Source organism: Escherichia sp. MOD1-EC5433 (assembly GCF_002966005.1).
GTDB classification, from domain to species: domain Bacteria; phylum Pseudomonadota; class Gammaproteobacteria; order Enterobacterales; family Enterobacteriaceae; genus Escherichia; species Escherichia ruysiae.
On the sequence record NZ_PTRL01000002.1, the window covers coordinates 51,246 to 68,110 of the forward strand.

Annotated in this window: 14 protein-coding genes, 1 pseudogene and 1 other annotated feature; of the genes and pseudogenes, 11 read left to right on the top strand and 4 right to left on the bottom strand. The window is 52.3% G+C overall.

The features are described from left to right. Positions 1-13 precede the first annotated feature (13 nt). Complete coding sequence (gene acrA / locus C3D30_RS04775) at positions 14-1,207, bottom strand: multidrug efflux RND transporter periplasmic adaptor subunit AcrA (protein WP_010347661.1); 1,194 nt, start codon at positions 1,205-1,207, stop codon at positions 14-16. 141 nt (positions 1,208-1,348) lie between these two features. Between acrA and acrR the strand changes: the two genes are divergently transcribed. Both acrR and mscK read left to right on the top strand, forming a co-directional pair. Continuing rightward, on the top strand, positions 1,349-2,002 hold the full coding sequence (acrR, locus tag C3D30_RS04780; protein WP_105286541.1) for a multidrug efflux transporter transcriptional repressor AcrR: 654 nt from the start codon (positions 1,349-1,351) through the stop codon (positions 2,000-2,002). A 121-nt stretch (positions 2,003-2,123) separates the two neighbouring features. Continuing rightward, positions 2,124-5,486, top strand: a complete 3,363-nt coding sequence (mscK, locus tag C3D30_RS04790) for a mechanosensitive channel MscK (protein ID WP_000177767.1) — start codon at positions 2,124-2,126, stop codon at positions 5,484-5,486. Between the two features lie 31 nt (positions 5,487-5,517). Here the strand turns inward: mscK and rsmS are convergent, their stop codons facing one another. Beyond that, a complete protein-coding gene (gene rsmS / locus C3D30_RS04795) occupies positions 5,518-5,685 on the bottom strand; it encodes a pleiotropic regulatory protein RsmS (RefSeq protein WP_000051150.1) in 168 nt (55 codons plus the stop codon). Positions 5,686-5,698: 13 nt separating this feature from the next. Beyond that, complete coding sequence (gene priC / locus C3D30_RS04800; protein WP_000858964.1) at positions 5,699-6,226, bottom strand: primosomal replication protein N''; 528 nt, start codon at positions 6,224-6,226, stop codon at positions 5,699-5,701. Between the two features lie 69 nt (positions 6,227-6,295). Here priC and C3D30_RS04805 point away from each other — a divergent pair, with 69 nt between their 5' ends. The 8 genes from C3D30_RS04805 (at position 6,296) to hemH (ending at position 14,355) form a co-directional block, all read left to right on the top strand. Further along, positions 6,296-6,673: a DUF454 family protein gene (locus C3D30_RS04805; RefSeq protein WP_001188909.1), complete on the top strand. Its 378-nt coding sequence runs from the start codon at positions 6,296-6,298 to the stop codon at positions 6,671-6,673. Positions 6,674-6,825: 152 nt separating this feature from the next. Next, on the top strand, positions 6,826-7,377 hold the full coding sequence (gene apt, locus C3D30_RS04815; RefSeq protein ID WP_001515901.1) for an adenine phosphoribosyltransferase: 552 nt from the start codon (positions 6,826-6,828) through the stop codon (positions 7,375-7,377). A gap of 118 nt (positions 7,378-7,495) precedes the next feature. Further along, a complete protein-coding gene (dnaX, locus tag C3D30_RS04820) occupies positions 7,496-9,427 on the top strand; it encodes a DNA polymerase III subunit gamma/tau (RefSeq protein WP_021550354.1) in 1,932 nt (643 codons plus the stop codon). Continuing rightward, positions 8,760-8,824 (top strand) — a sequence feature (DnaX frameshifting element). Its footprint overlaps the gene before it by 65 nt. Before the next feature lie 52 nt (positions 9,428-9,479). Next, on the top strand, positions 9,480-9,809 hold the full coding sequence (locus C3D30_RS04825; RefSeq protein WP_001515903.1) for a YbaB/EbfC family nucleoid-associated protein: 330 nt from the start codon (positions 9,480-9,482) through the stop codon (positions 9,807-9,809). Continuing rightward, positions 9,809-10,414: a recombination mediator RecR gene (gene recR, locus C3D30_RS04830; RefSeq protein ID WP_001195027.1), complete on the top strand. Its 606-nt coding sequence runs from the start codon at positions 9,809-9,811 to the stop codon at positions 10,412-10,414. The genes C3D30_RS04825 and recR overlap by 1 nt, the downstream gene beginning before the upstream one ends. A gap of 109 nt (positions 10,415-10,523) precedes the next feature. After that, positions 10,524-12,398: a molecular chaperone HtpG gene (gene htpG / locus C3D30_RS04835; RefSeq protein ID WP_105286542.1), complete on the top strand. Its 1,875-nt coding sequence runs from the start codon at positions 10,524-10,526 to the stop codon at positions 12,396-12,398. A gap of 218 nt (positions 12,399-12,616) precedes the next feature. Beyond that, positions 12,617-13,261, top strand: coding sequence for an adenylate kinase (adk, locus tag C3D30_RS04845; RefSeq protein WP_001313630.1), 645 nt, complete (start codon positions 12,617-12,619; stop codon positions 13,259-13,261). Positions 13,262-13,392: 131 nt separating this feature from the next. Next, complete coding sequence (gene hemH / locus C3D30_RS04850) at positions 13,393-14,355, top strand: ferrochelatase (RefSeq protein WP_001250102.1); 963 nt, start codon at positions 13,393-13,395, stop codon at positions 14,353-14,355. On the opposite strand, the pseudogene aes reads toward hemH, so the two are convergent. Beyond that, positions 14,352-15,311 (bottom strand): annotated as a pseudogene (gene aes / locus C3D30_RS04855) (acetyl esterase). The gene hemH and the pseudogene aes sit on opposite strands and share 4 nt — an antisense overlap. Positions 15,312-15,462: 151 nt before the next feature. On the opposite strand from aes, the gene gsk reads away from it, so the two are divergent. After that, positions 15,463-16,767, top strand: a complete 1,305-nt coding sequence (gsk, locus tag C3D30_RS04860; RefSeq protein ID WP_000671589.1) for an inosine/guanosine kinase — start codon at positions 15,463-15,465, stop codon at positions 16,765-16,767. Positions 16,768-16,865: the final 98 nt, after the last annotated feature.

The window sequence follows — 16,865 nt, forward strand, 5'->3', positions numbered from 1 at the left end:
GCTCCTGTTTAAGTTAAGACTTGGACTGTTCAGGCTGAGCACCGCTTGCGTCTTGCTGGTTGTTATCAGCGGTTATCTCTTGTGCTTTCACCTGGACACCAGGACGCACTTTCTGCAGCCCACTTACTACTACTCGTTCGCCTGCTTTCAGCCCCTCAGTCACCAGCCACTTATCGCCAATGGCCTGGCTTGCGACGATCGGACGAGTTTCCACTTTGTCATCCGCGCCAACGACCAGTACGGTAGCTTCGCCGCGTGGTGTACGAGTTACACCTTGTTGCGGAACTAAAATGGCGGTTGGATTAAGCCCTTCTTCCAGACGTGCGCGCACGAACATGCCCGGCAGCAGGGTGTGATCCGGGTTCGGGAAGATAGCGCGTAAAGTGATAGAACCGGTGGTCTGATCAACGGTAACGTCAGAGAACTCCAGCGTACCGTCCTGCGGGAACTTAATGCCGTCACTGGTGATCAGCGACACTTTGGCTTTACCGTTCTCTTGCTTCAGTGTGCCGTTGGCGAGTTCTTGTTTCAGACGCAGGAAATCGTTACTGGACTGAGTAACATCAACGTAGATCGGATCCAGTTGCTGCACGGTCGCCAGCGCAGTTGCCTGACCGTTTTGCACCAATGCGCCTTCCGTCACGTTCGATTTACCAATACGACCGGTAATCGGAGAGGTGACTTTGGTGTAAGCCAGATTGATGCGCGCGGTTTCAACAGCCGCTTTCGCCGCAGTGACAGCCGCATTTGCCTGTTGCGCATCAGCCAGCGCCTGATCGTACTCTTGCTTACTGATGTACTGAGTACCCAGCAGCTTCTGGTAACGATTAACAGTCAATTGCGCGATATTGGCTGCTGCCTGCGCTTTAGCCAGATCGCCTTTTGCACTGTCGTACGCCGCCTGATAGGTCGCAGGATCAATCTGATAGAGAGAGACACCTGCTTCGATGTCGCTACCTTCTTTGAAATTACGCTTCAGGATAATCCCGCTAACTTGAGGACGAACTTCTGCGATCCGGTAGGCACTGGTGCGACCCGGAAGCTCGGTTGTGATCTGCAGAGGTTCAGTTTTGACTGTTACTACCCCAACAGCGGGCATCTGCTGGCCACCTTGTTGGGCCTGTTTGTCGTCACATCCTGTAAGCGCTAAGCTGCCTGAGAGCATCAGAACGATCGCCAGAGGCGTAAACCCTCTGTTTTTGTTCATATGTAAACCTCGAGTGTCCGATTTCAAATTGGTCAATGGTCAAAAGTCGATAAACCCATTGCTGCGTTTATATTATCGTCGTGCTATGGTACATACATTCATAAATGTATGTAAATCTAACGCCTGTAAATTCACGAACATATGGCACGAAAAACCAAACAAGAAGCGCAAGAAACGCGCCAACACATCCTCGATGTGGCTTTACGTCTTTTCTCACAGCAGGGGGTATCATCCACCTCACTGGGAGAGATTGCAAAAGCAGCTGGCGTTACGCGTGGTGCAATCTACTGGCATTTTAAAGATAAGTCGGATTTGTTCAGTGAGATCTGGGAGCTGTCAGAATCCAATATTGGTGAACTAGAGCTTGAGTATCAGGCAAAATTCCCTGACGATCCACTCTCAGTATTAAGAGAAATACTAATTCATGTTCTTGAATCGACGGTGACAGAAGAGCGGCGTCGATTATTGATGGAGATTATTTTCCACAAATGCGAATTTGTCGGGGAAATGGCTGTTGTTCAACAGGCACAACGTAATCTCTGTCTGGAAAGTTATGACCGTATAGAACAAACGTTAAGACATTGTATTGAAGCGAAAATGTTGCCGGCAGATTTAATGACGCGTCGCGCAGCAATTATTATGCGCGGCTATATTTCCGGCTTAATGGAAAATTGGCTCTTTGCCCCGCAATCTTTTGACCTCAAAAAAGAAGCCCGCGATTACGTTGCAGTATTGCTGGAAATGTATCTTCTTTGCCCTACGCTTCGTACACCGGCCACCAACGAAAAATCCTGAATCAGACTCCAGGATTTTTCCTGGACATTTTCGCTGTTGCTATTCTGGCTCTCTACGCCGTGCTATTCTAGCCGCTTGACTATTTCAGGTCGTTCTTCAGGTTCAGAAACCTTCATTCATCATGACTATGTTCCAGTATTACAAACGATCACGGCATTTTGTTTTTTCAGCATTTATTGCTTTTGTTTTGGTCTTGTTATGCCAGAACACGGCCTTTGCGCGGGCGTCATCGAATGGTGATCTACCGACGAAAGCGGATCTACAGGCACAACTTGACTCGCTTAATAAACAAAAAGATCTTTCTGCTCAGGACAAACTGATTCAGCAGGATCTGACAGACACATTAGCCACTCTCGATAAAATCGACCGAGTAAAAGAAGAGACGGTTCAGCTACGACAAAAAGTGGCTGAAGCGCCAGAAAAAATGCGCCAGGCGACCGCAGCGTTAACCGCACTTAGCGATGTGGACAACGACGACGAAACGCGCAAAATTCTGAGCACGCTTTCGTTGCGCCAACTGGAAACTCGCGTTGCTCAGGCGCTGGACGATTTGCAAAACGCACAAAACGATCTGGCGTCTTATAACAGCCAGTTAGTTTCTTTACAGACGCAGCCTGAACGCGTGCAAAATGCGATGTATACAGCCTCACAGCAGCTGCAACAAATTCGCAGCCGCCTGGATGGCACGGAAGTCGGTGAGACAGCCTTACGTCCCAGCCAGAAAGTGCTGATGCAGGCGCAGCAGGCTTTGTTGAATGCCGAGATTGACCAGCAACGTAAAAGCCTTGAAGGGAACACAGTCTTACAGGATACCCTGCAAAAGCAACGCGATTACGTGACGGCGAACAGCACTCGTCTGGAACATGAACTGCAACTATTGCAGGAGGCGGTGAACAGCAAGCGTCTGACATTAACTGAAAAAACGGCGCAGGAAGCGGTAACGCCGGACGAAGCTGCGCGTATTCAGGCTAATCCGCTGGTGAAACAAGAGCTGGAAATTAACCAGCAGTTAAGTCAGCGTCTGATTAGCGCCACTGAAAACGGCAATTTGTTGATGCAGCAAAACATCAAAGTCAAAAACTGGCTGGAGCGGGCGCTGCAATCGGAACGCAATATCAAAGAGCAGATTTCTGTCCTGAAGGGCAGCCTGCTGCTGTCACGTATTCTTTATCAGCAACAACAAACGCTGCCCTCGGCGGACGAACTGGAAAATATGACCAACCGCATTGCGGATTTGCGTCTCGAACAGTTCGAAGTGAACCAGCAGCGTGACGCACTCTTCCAGAGCGATGCTTATGTCGCCAAACTGGAAGAGGGTCATGCGAATGAAGTCAACGATGAAGTTCGTGACGCATTGTTGCAAGTAGTTGATATGCGTCGCGAATTGCTGGATCAGCTTAACAAACAGTTGGGCAACCAACTCATGATGGCCATTAACCTGCAAATCAACCAGCAACAGTTAATGAGCGTATCGAAAAACCTGAAATCCATCCTGACCCAGCAGATTTTCTGGGTGAACAGTAACCGCCCGATGGACTGGGACTGGATTAAAGCGTTCCCACAAACGCTGCAGGATGAATTCAAGTCGATGAAAATTACGGTGAACTGGGAAAAAGCCTGGCCTGCCGTCTTTATCGCTTTCCTCGCTGGTTTGCCGCTGCTGCTGATTGCCGGGTTGATTCACTGGCGTCTTGGATGGCTGAAAGCGTATCAACAAAAGCTGGCTTCCGCCGTAGGTTCCCTGCGTAACGACAGCCAGCTCAACACACCAAAAGCGATCCTTATCGATCTGATCCGCGCGCTACCGGTGTGTCTGATTATTCTCGCAGTCGGTTTGATTCTGCTCACCATGCAGCTCAACATCAGTGAGCTACTGTGGTCGTTCAGCAAAAAACTGGCGATTTTTTGGCTGGTATTTGGTCTGTGCTGGAAGGTGCTGGAGAAAAATGGCGTTGCTGTTCGTCACTTTGGTATGCCGGAACAGCAGACCAGCCACTGGCGTCGGCAAATTGTCCGCATCAGCCTCGCGTTGCTGCCGATCCATTTCTGGTCTGTGGTGGCAGAACTCTCCCCACTGCATCTGATGGATGATGTACTGGGGCAGGCGATGATTTTCTTCAACCTGCTGCTGATTGCCTTTCTGGTGTGGCCGATGTGCCGCGAAAGCTGGCGTGATAAAGAGTCGCACACCATGCGTCTGGTCACCATTACTGTGTTGTCGATTATCCCGATTGCGCTGATGGTGCTGACCGCTACGGGTTATTTCTACACCACGCTGCGCCTCTCCGGGCGTTGGATTGAAACCGTTTATCTGGTGATCATCTGGAACCTGCTGTACCAGACCGTACTGCGCGGATTAAGCGTGGCGGCACGGCGTATCGCCTGGCGCCGTGCGCTGGCGCGTCGGCAGAATCTGGTGAAAGAGGGGGCTGAAGGCGCCGAACCTCCGGAAGAACCCACCATTGCACTGGAGCAGGTTAACCAGCAGACGCTGCGTATTACCATGCTGCTGATGTTTGCACTGTTTGGTTTGATGTTCTGGGCGATTTGGTCCGATTTGATCACCGTGTTCAGCTATCTCGACAGCATCACCCTGTGGCATTATAACGGCACTGAAGCCGGGGCTGCGGTGGTGAAAAGCGTCACTATGGGCAGTCTGTTGTTTGCGATTATCGCATCGATGGTTGCCTGGGCGCTGATCCGCAACCTGCCTGGTTTGCTGGAAGTGCTGGTGCTCTCGCGGTTGAACATGCGCCAGGGCGCGTCGTACGCCATTACCACCATCCTTAACTACATCATCATTGCCGTTGGTGCGATGACAGTGTTTGGGTCGCTTGGTGTGTCATGGGATAAACTCCAGTGGCTGGCTGCGGCATTATCTGTAGGTCTGGGTTTTGGTTTACAAGAGATCTTCGGTAACTTCGTTTCTGGTTTGATCATCCTGTTCGAACGTCCGGTGCGCATTGGCGATACGGTAACTATCGGTACTTTCTCCGGAACGGTCAGTAAGATCCGTATTCGTGCAACGACTATTACGGACTTCGATCGCAAAGAAGTGATCATCCCGAACAAAGCGTTCGTAACCGAGCGTCTGATCAACTGGTCGTTAACCGACACCACCACTCGTCTGGTGATCCGCCTGGGTGTGGCTTACGGTTCTGATCTGGAAAAAGTACGCAGAGTCCTGCTTCAGGCAGCGACTGAGCATCCAAGGGTGATGCACGAACCGATGCCGGAAGTCTTCTTTACTGCGTTTGGCGCCAGCACGCTGGATCACGAGCTGCGCCTGTACGTTCGTGAACTGCGCGACCGTAGCCGTACTGTCGATGAACTGAACCGTACCATCGATCAGCTGTGCCGTGAAAACGACATCAACATTGCCTTTAACCAACTTGAAGTGCATCTGCATAACGAGAAGGGCGATGAAGTGACGGAAGTGAAACGAGACTACAAAGGCGACGATCCGACGCCTGCGGTAGGGTAATAACGAAAGGGGCGGCATTTAGCCGCCCCATTTATTTTTCGCTTTGAGCCTCATCATCGTTCTGTAATTTCTTTTCATAATCACGTTTTACAATATCCAGCGCGCGCAGCACGGTACTGGCTGGGATCTGATTTTCTTCCAGCAGCACAATTAAATCGACGGCCAGCTTCACATCGTCAGGGGCATTTTCCAGTGACATACTTTCTCCATTGCTAGCGAGTTAAACGCGCTAACCTGTTTTCGATTTTTTCCAGCGCATGGCGACACCGCGCCAGACGCGCTTCGTAGGCTTCTACTTCACGATGCAGCGTTTGCTGCTCTACTAAATCGGTTGCCTGTGCCAGACGGGCTTTACGTTCCGCTACCATCTCACGTAATCGCCGTTCAAAATCCTGATGTTGAATCCTTTTTCGTTGCCAGCGGGCAATTTTTGGCGGCGCGCTGTCCCACTCGCGCAGTGACCAGGATGCCGCTTCACGGGCAATCGCTTCCAGTTGGGCGACCAGGTGTTCTGCCAGCCAGGCTACTTGCGGCAGCTGCTGCTGTTCGACTGCGTGACGAAGCGCAGCCATGTTATCGCCCGCCTCATCGAGACAAGCCTGTAACGTTGTCGCGCGAGTCTGAAAAAGATGCCTGTCGAAACGGGCGCTTAACGTGCTGAACTGCGCCACCGGGACACAACGCTGGCGCAGCGTGGCGAGCTGACCTTCCAGTTTTTCCAGCAGCAGGGTCGTTTTCACGATAAGACCTCAATGAAAATGATAATTGTTATGCTAAAGTAGCCACTCTGTAAGCTGACAACACTCAATATGCAACGAATCATTTTAATCATCATTGGCTGGCTGGCGGTAGTGTTGGGTACGCTGGGGGTGGTATTACCGGTATTACCGACTACGCCGTTTATCCTGTTGGCTGCCTGGTGCTTTGCCCGCTCTTCCCCGCGTTTTCACGCCTGGCTGCTGTATCGCTCATGGTTTGGTAGCTATTTACGCTTCTGGCAGAAATACCATGCAATGCCGCGTGGCGCAAAACCACGGGCGATTTTATTGATACTCGTGACTTTTGCTATTTCACTGTGGTTTGTGCATATGACGTGGGTACGCATTTTGTTGCTGGTGATCCTCACTTGTTTGCTGATTTTTATGTGGCGAATCCCAGTGATTGATGAAAAGCAAGAAAAGCACTGAAGCACAACAATCGCTGTTGCAATTATCGCCCACAGCCAGTACATTCTGGCGTTTTCGAGCACAGGCGCAGGCGGTCAAAGGTTAAACAAAAGTTACTTTTGATACGTTTAAAACGCGCCGTGAGTACCACCGTAACAAGCAGGCATACACTTATGACCGCGACTGCACAGCAGCTTGAGTATCTCAAAAATAGCATCAAAAGCATTCAGGACTACCCAAAACCCGGCATTCTGTTCCGTGATGTCACCAGCTTACTGGAAGACCCGAAAGCTTACGCTCTCAGCATCGACCTGCTGGTTGAGCGTTACAAAAATGCGGGTATTACCAAAGTTGTCGGCACCGAAGCACGTGGCTTCTTGTTTGGTGCTCCGGTAGCATTGGGTCTGGGCGTAGGTTTTGTTCCGGTACGTAAACCGGGCAAACTGCCGCGCGAAACCATCAGCGAAACTTACGAACTGGAATACGGCACCGATAAGCTGGAAATCCACGTTGATGCCATTAAACCTGGTGACAAAGTATTGGTAGTCGACGATTTGCTGGCAACTGGGGGCACCATTGAGGCGACAGTGAAATTGATCCGTCGTCTGGGCGGTGAAGTCACTGACGCTGCATTCATCATTAATCTGTTCGACCTCGGCGGTGAACAGCGTCTCGAAAATCAAGGCATTACCTGTTATAGCCTTGTCCCGTTCCCGGGCCACTAATTTTCGACAGCCCGCGCCATGGGCAGCACAAGATGTACATTCAGCCTCGCCGTTCTGACGGGGCTGTGTTAGCATTACCCCTTCGTGAATCCACCTTCCAGCGTTTCAGAGCCTGCCAATGAGTTATCAGGTCTTAGCCCGAAAATGGCGCCCACAAACCTTTGCTGACGTCGTCGGCCAGGAACATGTGCTGACCGCACTGGCGAACGGCTTGTCGTTAGGGCGTATTCATCATGCTTATCTTTTTTCCGGCACTCGTGGCGTCGGAAAAACCTCTATCGCCCGACTGCTGGCGAAGGGGCTAAACTGCGAAACAGGTATTACCGCGACGCCGTGCGGCGTATGCGATAACTGCCGCGAAATCGAACAGGGGCGCTTTGTTGATCTGATTGAGATCGATGCCGCCTCGCGCACCAAAGTCGAAGATACCCGCGACCTGCTGGATAACGTTCAGTACGCGCCAGCGCGCGGTCGCTTTAAAGTCTATCTGATCGACGAAGTGCATATGCTGTCGCGCCACAGCTTCAACGCACTGTTAAAAACCCTTGAAGAGCCACCAGAGCATGTGAAGTTTCTGCTGGCAACCACCGATCCGCAGAAACTGCCGGTGACGATTTTGTCGCGCTGCCTGCAATTTCATCTCAAGGCGCTGGATGTCGAGCAAATTCGTCATCAGCTTGAGCACATTCTCAACGAAGAACATATCGCCCACGAGCCTCGGGCGCTGCAACTGCTGGCGCGCGCCGCTGAAGGCAGCCTGCGAGACGCGTTAAGTCTGACTGACCAGGCGATTGCCAGCGGTGATGGTCAGGTTTCGACCCAGGCGGTCAGTTCGATGCTCGGTACGCTCGACGACGATCAGGCGCTGTCGCTGGTCGAAGCGATGGTGGAAGCCAACGGCGAGCGTGTAATGGCGCTGATTAACGAAGCCGCTGCCCGTGGTATCGAGTGGGAAGCGTTGCTGGTGGAAATGCTCGGCCTGCTGCACCGCATTGCGATGGTACAGCTTTCGCCTGCTGCGCTTGGCAATGATATGGCCGCCATTGAGCTGCGGATGCGTGAACTGGCACGCACCATACCGCCAACAGATATTCAGCTTTACTACCAGACGCTATTGATTGGTCGTAAAGAATTACCGTATGCGCCAGACAGACGCATGGGCGTTGAAATGACGCTATTGCGCGCGCTGGCGTTCCATCCGCGTATGCCGCTACCCGAACCGGAAGTGCCGCGCCAGTCCTTTGCGCCAGTCGCGCCGACGGCGGTAATGACACCAATGCAGGTGCCGCCACAGCCGCAATCAGCGCCGCAGCAGGCACCGACCGTTCCGCTCTCAGAAACCACCAGCCAGGTGCTGGCGGCGCGCCAGCAACTACAGCGTGCACAGGGAGCAACCAAAGCAAAAAAGAGTGAACCGGCAGCCGCTACCCGCGCGCGGCCGGTGAATAACGCTGCGCTGGAAAGACTGGCTTCGGTCACCGATCGCGTTCAGTCGCGTCCGGCACCATCGGCGCTGGAAAAAGCGCCAGCCAAAAAAGAAGCGTATCGCTGGAAGGCTACCACCCCAGTGATGCAACAAAAAGAAGTGGTCGCCACGCCAAAGGCGCTGAAAAAGGCGCTGGAACATGAAAAAACGCCAGAGCTGGCGGCGAAGCTGGCGGCAGAAGCCATTGAGCGCGATCCGTGGGCAGCACAGGTGAGCCAACTTTCGCTACCAAAACTGGTCGAACAGGTGGCGTTAAATGCCTGGAAAGAGGAGAACGGCAACACGGTGTGTTTGCATTTGCGCTCCTCTCAGCGTCATTTGAATAACAGCGGTGCACAACAAAAACTGGCTGAAGCGTTGAGTACGTTAAATGGCTCAACGGTTGAACTGACTATCGTTGAAGATGATAATCCAGCGGTGCGTACGCCGCTGGAGTGGCGTCAGGCGATATACGAAGAAAAACTTGCGCAGGCGCGCGAGTCCATTATTGCGGATAATAATATTCAGACCCTGCGTCGATTCTTCGATGCGGAGCTGGATGAAGAAAGTATCCGCCCCATTTGATCGTAAGCACAGCTTACGATCGTCATCCTTAACGTGATTGAGAGAGAAACCTATGTTTGGTAAAGGCGGTCTGGGCAACCTGATGAAGCAGGCCCAGCAGATGCAAGAAAAAATGCAGCAGATGCAGGAAGAAATCGCGAAGCTGGAAGTGACCGGCGAATCCGGCGCAGGTCTGGTTAAAGTGACCATCAACGGCGCACACAACTGCCGTCGCGTTGAGATCGACCCAAGCCTGCTGGAAGACGACAAAGAGATGCTGGAAGACCTGGTGGCTGCGGCATTCAACGATGCAGCACGTCGTATCGAAGAAACTCAGAAAGAAAAAATGGCCTCTGTTTCCTCCGGAATGCAGCTGCCGCCTGGCTTTAAGATGCCGTTCTGATGCAAACCAGCCCGCTGTTAACACAGCTTATGGAAGCACTGCGCTGTCTGCCGGGCGTTGGTCCGAAGTCGGCGCAGCGTATGGCGTTCACGCTGCTTCAGCGCGATCGTAGCGGCGGGATGCGTCTGGCGCAGGCGCTCACCCGGGCGATGTCGGAAATCGGTCACTGCGCCGATTGCCGCACCTTCACTGAGCAGGAAGTCTGTAACATCTGTTCAAACCCGCGTCGTCAGGAAAACGGTCAAATCTGCGTGGTGGAGAGTCCGGCGGACATCTACGCCATTGAGCAGACGGGGCAGTTTTCAGGCCGTTATTTTGTGTTGATGGGGCACCTGTCACCGCTGGACGGCATCGGACCGGATGATATCGGACTTGATCGTCTGGAACAGCGTCTGTCGGAGGAAAAAATCACCGAAGTGATCCTCGCCACCAACCCAACGGTCGAAGGTGAAGCCACCGCTAACTACATTGCCGAGCTTTGCGCGCAGTATGACGTGGAAGCCAGCCGTATTGCCCACGGCGTACCGGTTGGCGGCGAACTGGAAATGGTCGACGGCACCACGCTGTCGCACTCACTTGCCGGGCGTCATAAGATTCGTTTTTAAGCAAACGAGAGCAGGATCACCTGCTCTCGCTTGAAATTATTCCTCCTTGTCCCCATCTCTCCCTCATCCTGTTTTTAACCTTAAAATGGCATTATTGAGGTAGACCTACATGAAAGGACAAGAAACTCGTGGTTTTCAGTCAGAAGTGAAGCAGCTTCTGCATCTGATGATCCATTCTCTCTATTCCAATAAAGAAATCTTCCTGCGTGAGCTTATCTCTAACGCCTCCGATGCGGCGGACAAGCTGCGTTTCCGCTCGCTCTCTAACCCGGATCTGTACGAAGGTGACGGCGAACTGCGCGTTCGTGTCTCTTTCGACAAAGACAAGCGCACGCTGACTATTTCCGACAACGGCGTGGGGATGACCCGCGACGAAGTGATCGACCATCTGGGGACTATCGCTAAATCCGGCACCAAATCGTTCCTCGAATCCCTGGGTTCTGACCAGGCGAAAGACAGCCAGCTGATCGGTCAGTTTGGTGTTGGTTTCTACTCTGCGTTTATCGTGGCCGATAAAGTGACCGTGCGCACCCGTGCGGCAGGTGAAAAACCAGAAAACGGCGTATTCTGGGAATCGGCGGGCGAAGGTGAATACACCGTTGCCGATATCACCAAAGAAGATCGCGGTACTGAAATTACCCTGCATCTGCGCGAAGGCGAGGATGAATTCCTCGATGACTGGCGCGTGCGTTCCATCATCAGCAAATACTCCGACCATATCGCGCTGCCGGTAGAGATCGAAAAACGCGAAGAGAAAGACGGCGAAACCGTTATTTCCTGGGAGAAAATCAACAAAGCGCAGGCGCTGTGGACTCGCAACAAGTCGGAAATCACCGATGAAGAATACAAAGAGTTCTACAAACACATCGCCCACGACTTTAACGATCCGCTGACCTGGAGCCATAACCGAGTTGAAGGTAAGCAAGAGTACACCAGCCTGCTGTACATCCCGTCCCAGGCTCCGTGGGATATGTGGAACCGCGATCATAAACACGGCCTGAAACTGTACGTCCAGCGTGTGTTCATCATGGACGACGCAGAACAGTTCATGCCGAACTATCTGCGCTTCGTGCGTGGTCTGATTGACTCCAGCGATCTGCCGCTGAACGTTTCCCGTGAAATCCTCCAGGACAGCACGGTAACGCGTAACCTGCGCAATGCGCTGACCAAGCGTGTGCTGCAAATGCTGGAAAAACTGGCGAAAGACGACGCGGAAAAATACCAGACCTTCTGGCAACAGTTTGGTCTGGTACTGAAAGAAGGTCCGGCGGAAGATTTCGCTAACCAGGAAGCGATCGCCAAACTGCTGCGTTTTGCTTCTACCCATACCGATTCTTCTGCGCAGACCGTGTCTCTGGAAGACTATGTTTCCCGCATGAAAGAAGGGCAGGAGAAAATCTACTACATCACCGCAGACAGCTATGCGGCAGCGAAGAGCAGCCCGCACCTGGAACTGCTGCGTAAGAAAGGCATCGAAGTTCTGCTGCTTTCCGACCGCATCGATGAGTGGATGATGAACTATCTGACTGAGTTCGACGGTAAACCGTTCCAGTCCGTGTCAAAAGTTGACGAGTCGCTGGAAAAACTGGCTGACGAAGTTGATGAGAGCGCGAAAGAAGCGGAGAAAGCACTGACTCCGTTTATTGACCGCGTGAAAGCCCTGCTCGGCGAGCGTGTGAAAGATGTCCGTCTGACCCACCGTCTGACCGATACGCCAGCGATTGTGTCTACTGATGCGGACGAAATGAGCACCCAGATGGCGAAACTGTTCGCTGCGGCGGGCCAGAAAGTGCCAGAAGTGAAATACATCTTCGAACTGAACCCGGATCACGTACTGGTGAAACGTGCGGCAGATACTGAAGATGAAGCGAAGTTCAGCGAGTGGGTAGAACTGCTGCTGGATCAGGCGCTGCTGGCAGAACGCGGCACGCTGGAAGATCCGAACCTGTTTATTCGTCGTATGAACCAGCTGCTGGTTTCCTGATGTAATGCCGGATGAATTTTATCCGGCATACAGCTGAATGTGGTGCCGGATGACCTTCGTGTCATCCGGCATTTTTCTTTTCATTATCTGCACTTTCCGCAAATTATCTCCCCCTTAACCGTTTCAGCCCCAGGTGCCTTTCTTGAGGCAATCGCCTGATGGTGGTATCGTTTATCGCTTTTTCAAAAAATTCGACACATTTTAAGGGGATTTTCGCAATGCGTATCATTCTGCTTGGCGCTCCGGGCGCGGGGAAAGGGACTCAGGCTCAGTTCATCATGGAGAAATATGGTATTCCGCAAATCTCCACTGGCGATATGCTGCGTGCTGCGGTCAAGTCTGGCTCCGAGCTGGGTAAACAAGCAAAAGACATTATGGATGCTGGCAAACTGGTCACCGACGAACTGGTGATCGCGCTGGTTAAAGAGCGCATTGCTCAGGAAGACTGCCGTAACGGTTTCCTGCTTGACGGCTTCCCGCGTACCATTCCGCAGGCAGACGCGATGAAAGAAGCGGGCATCAACGTTGACTACGTTCTGGAGTTTGACGTACCGGACGAACTGATTGTTGACCGTATCGTAGGCCGCCGCGTTCACGCGCCGTCTGGTCGTGTTTATCACGTTAAATTCAATCCGCCGAAAGTCGAAGGCAAAGACGACGTTACCGGTGAAGAACTGACTACCCGTAAAGACGATCAGGAAGAAACCGTGCGTAAACGTCTGGTTGAATACCATCAGATGACTGCACCGCTGATCGGCTACTACTCTAAAGAAGCGGAAGCGGGCAACACCAAATACGCAAAAGTCGATGGCACCAAACCGGTTGCTGAAGTTCGCGCGGCTCTGGAAAAAATCCTCGGCTAATCAAGTTGCAGCAGATCTGCTTTCGGGCAGGTCTGCTCATCCTCCTCAGGCAATACCTCTCACAGCAATTAGTTCTTCTTCCTCACTTTTCCGCTACAATTATCAACAAGTTGAATCGATAAGAGGCGGTAATGCGTCAAACTAAAACCGGTATCCTGCTGGCAAACCTGGGTACGCCCGATGCCCCCACTCCTGAAGCGGTAAAACGCTACCTGAAACAATTTTTAAGCGACAGACGCGTAGTCGATACTTCACGGCTGTTGTGGTGGCCATTGCTGCGCGGCGTGATTTTGCCTCTGCGCTCGCCGCGTGTGGCGAAGCTGTATGCCTCTGTCTGGATGGAAGGTGGTTCGCCACTGATGGTTTACAGCCGCCAGCAACAACAGGCGCTGGCACAACGTTTACCGGATACGCCCGTGGCGCTGGGAATGAGCTACGGCACGCCATCGCTGGAAAGCGCCGTAGATGAACTACTGGCTGAACATGTTGATCATATCGTGGTACTGCCGCTCTACCCGCAATACTCCTGTTCAACGGTCGGTGCGGTGTGGGATGAACTGGCTCGCATTCTGGCGCGCAAACGTAGCATTCCGGGGATATCGTTTATTCGTGATTACGCCGATAACCACGATTACATTAATGCACTGGCGAACAGTGTTCGTGCTTCTTTTGCCAAACATGGCGAACCAGATTTACTTTTACTCTCTTATCACGGTATTCCTCAGCGTTATGCGGATGAAGGCGATGATTATCCGCAACGTTGTCGCACAACGACCCGCGAGCTGGCTTCTGCGCTGGGAATGGCACCGGAAAAAGTGATGATGACCTTTCAGTCGCGCTTTGGTCGGGAACCCTGGTTGATGCCTTATACCGACGAAACGCTGAAAATGCTGGGAGAAAAAGGTGTCGGCCATATTCAGGTGATGTGTCCGGGCTTTGCTGCGGATTGTCTGGAAACACTGGAAGAGATTGCCGAGCAAAACCGTGAAGTCTTCCTCGGTGCAGGCGGTAAAAAATACGAATATATTCCGGCGCTTAATGCCACGCCGGAACATATCGAAATGATGGCTAATCTTGTTGCAGCGTATCGCTAAAGCTGAGCGGTAAAGAATTGAGCGCCGTCGCGAAGAGCATCATCGGCGGTTTTCATCATCCGTGAATAATGCAAAAAGGCGTGCAGCGTTCCTGGGTAGAGTCTGAACTCACAGGGCTACTGATGCACTGCTAACGTCTGGTAAAGCAGGTGACTGTCATCCAGCAGCGGATCGAATTCTGCACCGGCGATATAGCAGGGGGGCACATCGCGAGTGAGATCGTTATTAAACAGGCAGTAATACGGCGACTCGCGGTCTGCTTCGTTGCTTAAATACGCCTCTTCATACATCTGCAAATCCTGTTGCGTTAAGCCATCCCAGTCACCGCCCAACAGACGGCGAGTCACGGAATCGCGTAATCCGTAAAGCCCATACCACAGCAAAACGCCCACAACTTTGCCGCAATCGATCTGCTTATCACGCAACCATAAAGCACTGGCGAGCGCCAGCATGGCGCCAGCGGAATCACCGGCAAAACCAATGCGTGACATATTGATCTGATAATCGCCCGCCTGCTGGTGGAAGTAACAACAGGCAGCCACGACTTCCTCTATCGCTTGCGGAAAACGCGCTTCAGGCGAAAGGGTGTAATCAATACCAATCACCGTACACTGGGTGTACTTTGCCAGTAGGCGCATAATGCGATCGTGGGTATCGAGATTGCCGAGAATAAAACCGCCGCCATGCAGATAAAACAACGTCGCCGGGCTATCCGGGTTCGGACAAAATTGCCGTGCTTCTACCTGACCATATTTTGTCGGAACCGCGTAAGCTCTGGTTTCCATTTCTGGAGCGCCAGCATTCCAGAATCGGCGCTCAAGCGTGTAATGCTGGCGTTGTTCGGCAATCGTTCCCGTTGCGGGCCAGGGCGGTAAATCGGGCTGAAGAGTATTAACAACCGCCTTCATTTCGGCAGAGATTAGCTCCAGCACGGGTAGTTTGTTTTCCGGCTTCATGCAAAAACTCCTTTCAAATTGCGTCATTGTAAGGAACATCTCCCATGAAAATGCGATCCCGCCGGCTGATATTGAAACTGCCTGCGTCTCGCGCGTTCAGGCATGATTGTGTTAACATTCGCCGCTCAGTTAACCACCCGTAAAAACAACCATGAAATTTCCCGGCAAACGTAAATCCAAACATTACTTCCCCGTAAATGCACGCGATCCGCTGTTGCAGCAAATCCAACCAGAAAACGAAACCAGCGCAGCCTGGGTGGTCGGTATCGACCAGACGCTGGTGGATATTGAAGCCAAAGTGGAAGACGATTTTATTGAACGTTATGGATTAAGCGCCGGGCATTCACTGGTCATTGAAGATGATGTTGCTGAAGCACTTTATCAGGAGCTGAAACAGAAAAACCTGATTACTCATCAGTTTGCAGGTGGCACTATTGGCAATACCATGCACAACTATTCTGTACTGGCAGACGACCGTTCGGTGCTGCTGGGCGTGATGTGCAGCAATATTGAAATTGGCAGCTACGCCTATCGTTACTTGTGCAATACATCCAGCCGTACCGATCTTAACTATCTGCAGGGCGTGGATGGCCCGATTGGTCGTTGCTTTACGCTGATTGGCGAGTCTGGCGAACGTACCTTTGCTATCAGTCCAGGTCATATGAACCAGTTACGGGCAGAAAGCATTCCGGAAGATGTTATCGCCGGAGCGTCGGCGCTGGTATTAACGTCCTATCTGGTGCGTTGCAAGCCGGGTGAACCGATGCCGGAAGCGACCATGAAAGCCATTGAGTATGCCAAAAAATATAACGTACCGGTGGTGCTAACGCTGGGTACTAAATTTGTCATCGCCGAGAATCCGCAATGGTGGCAGCAATTCCTCAAAGAGCACGTCTCCATCCTCGCGATGAACGAAGAAGAAGCCGAAGCGTTGACCGGAGAGAGCGATCCGCTGCTGGCATCTGACAAGGCGCTGGACTGGGTAGATCTGGTGCTGTGCACCGCCGGGCCTATCGGCTTGTATATGGCGGGCTTTACGGAAGACGAAGCGAAACGCAAAACCCAGCATCCGCTCTTGCCGGGCGCTATCGCGGAATTTAACCAGTATGAGTTTAGCCGCGCCATGCGCCACAAAGATTGCCAGAATCCGCTGCGCGTCTATTCGCACATTGCGCCGTACATGGGCGGACCAGAAAAAATCATGAACACCAACGGTGCCGGAGACGGTGCGCTGGCCGCGTTGTTGCATGACATTACCGCCAATAGCTATCACCGCACTAACGTGCCAAATTCCAGCAAGCATAAATTCACCTGGCTGACTTATTCGTCGTTAGCACAGGTGTGTAAATATGCTAACCGTGTGAGCTATCAGGTACTGAACCAGCATTCACCACGCTTAACGCGCGGTCTGCCGGAGCGAGAAGACAGCCTGGAAGAGTCTTACTGGGATCGTTAAGCCATCGAACCAATGACAGTCGGATGCGGCATAAACGCCTTATCCGACCTACGGAAGACGGCACGCGTAGGCCGGATAAGATGCGTCAGCATCGCATC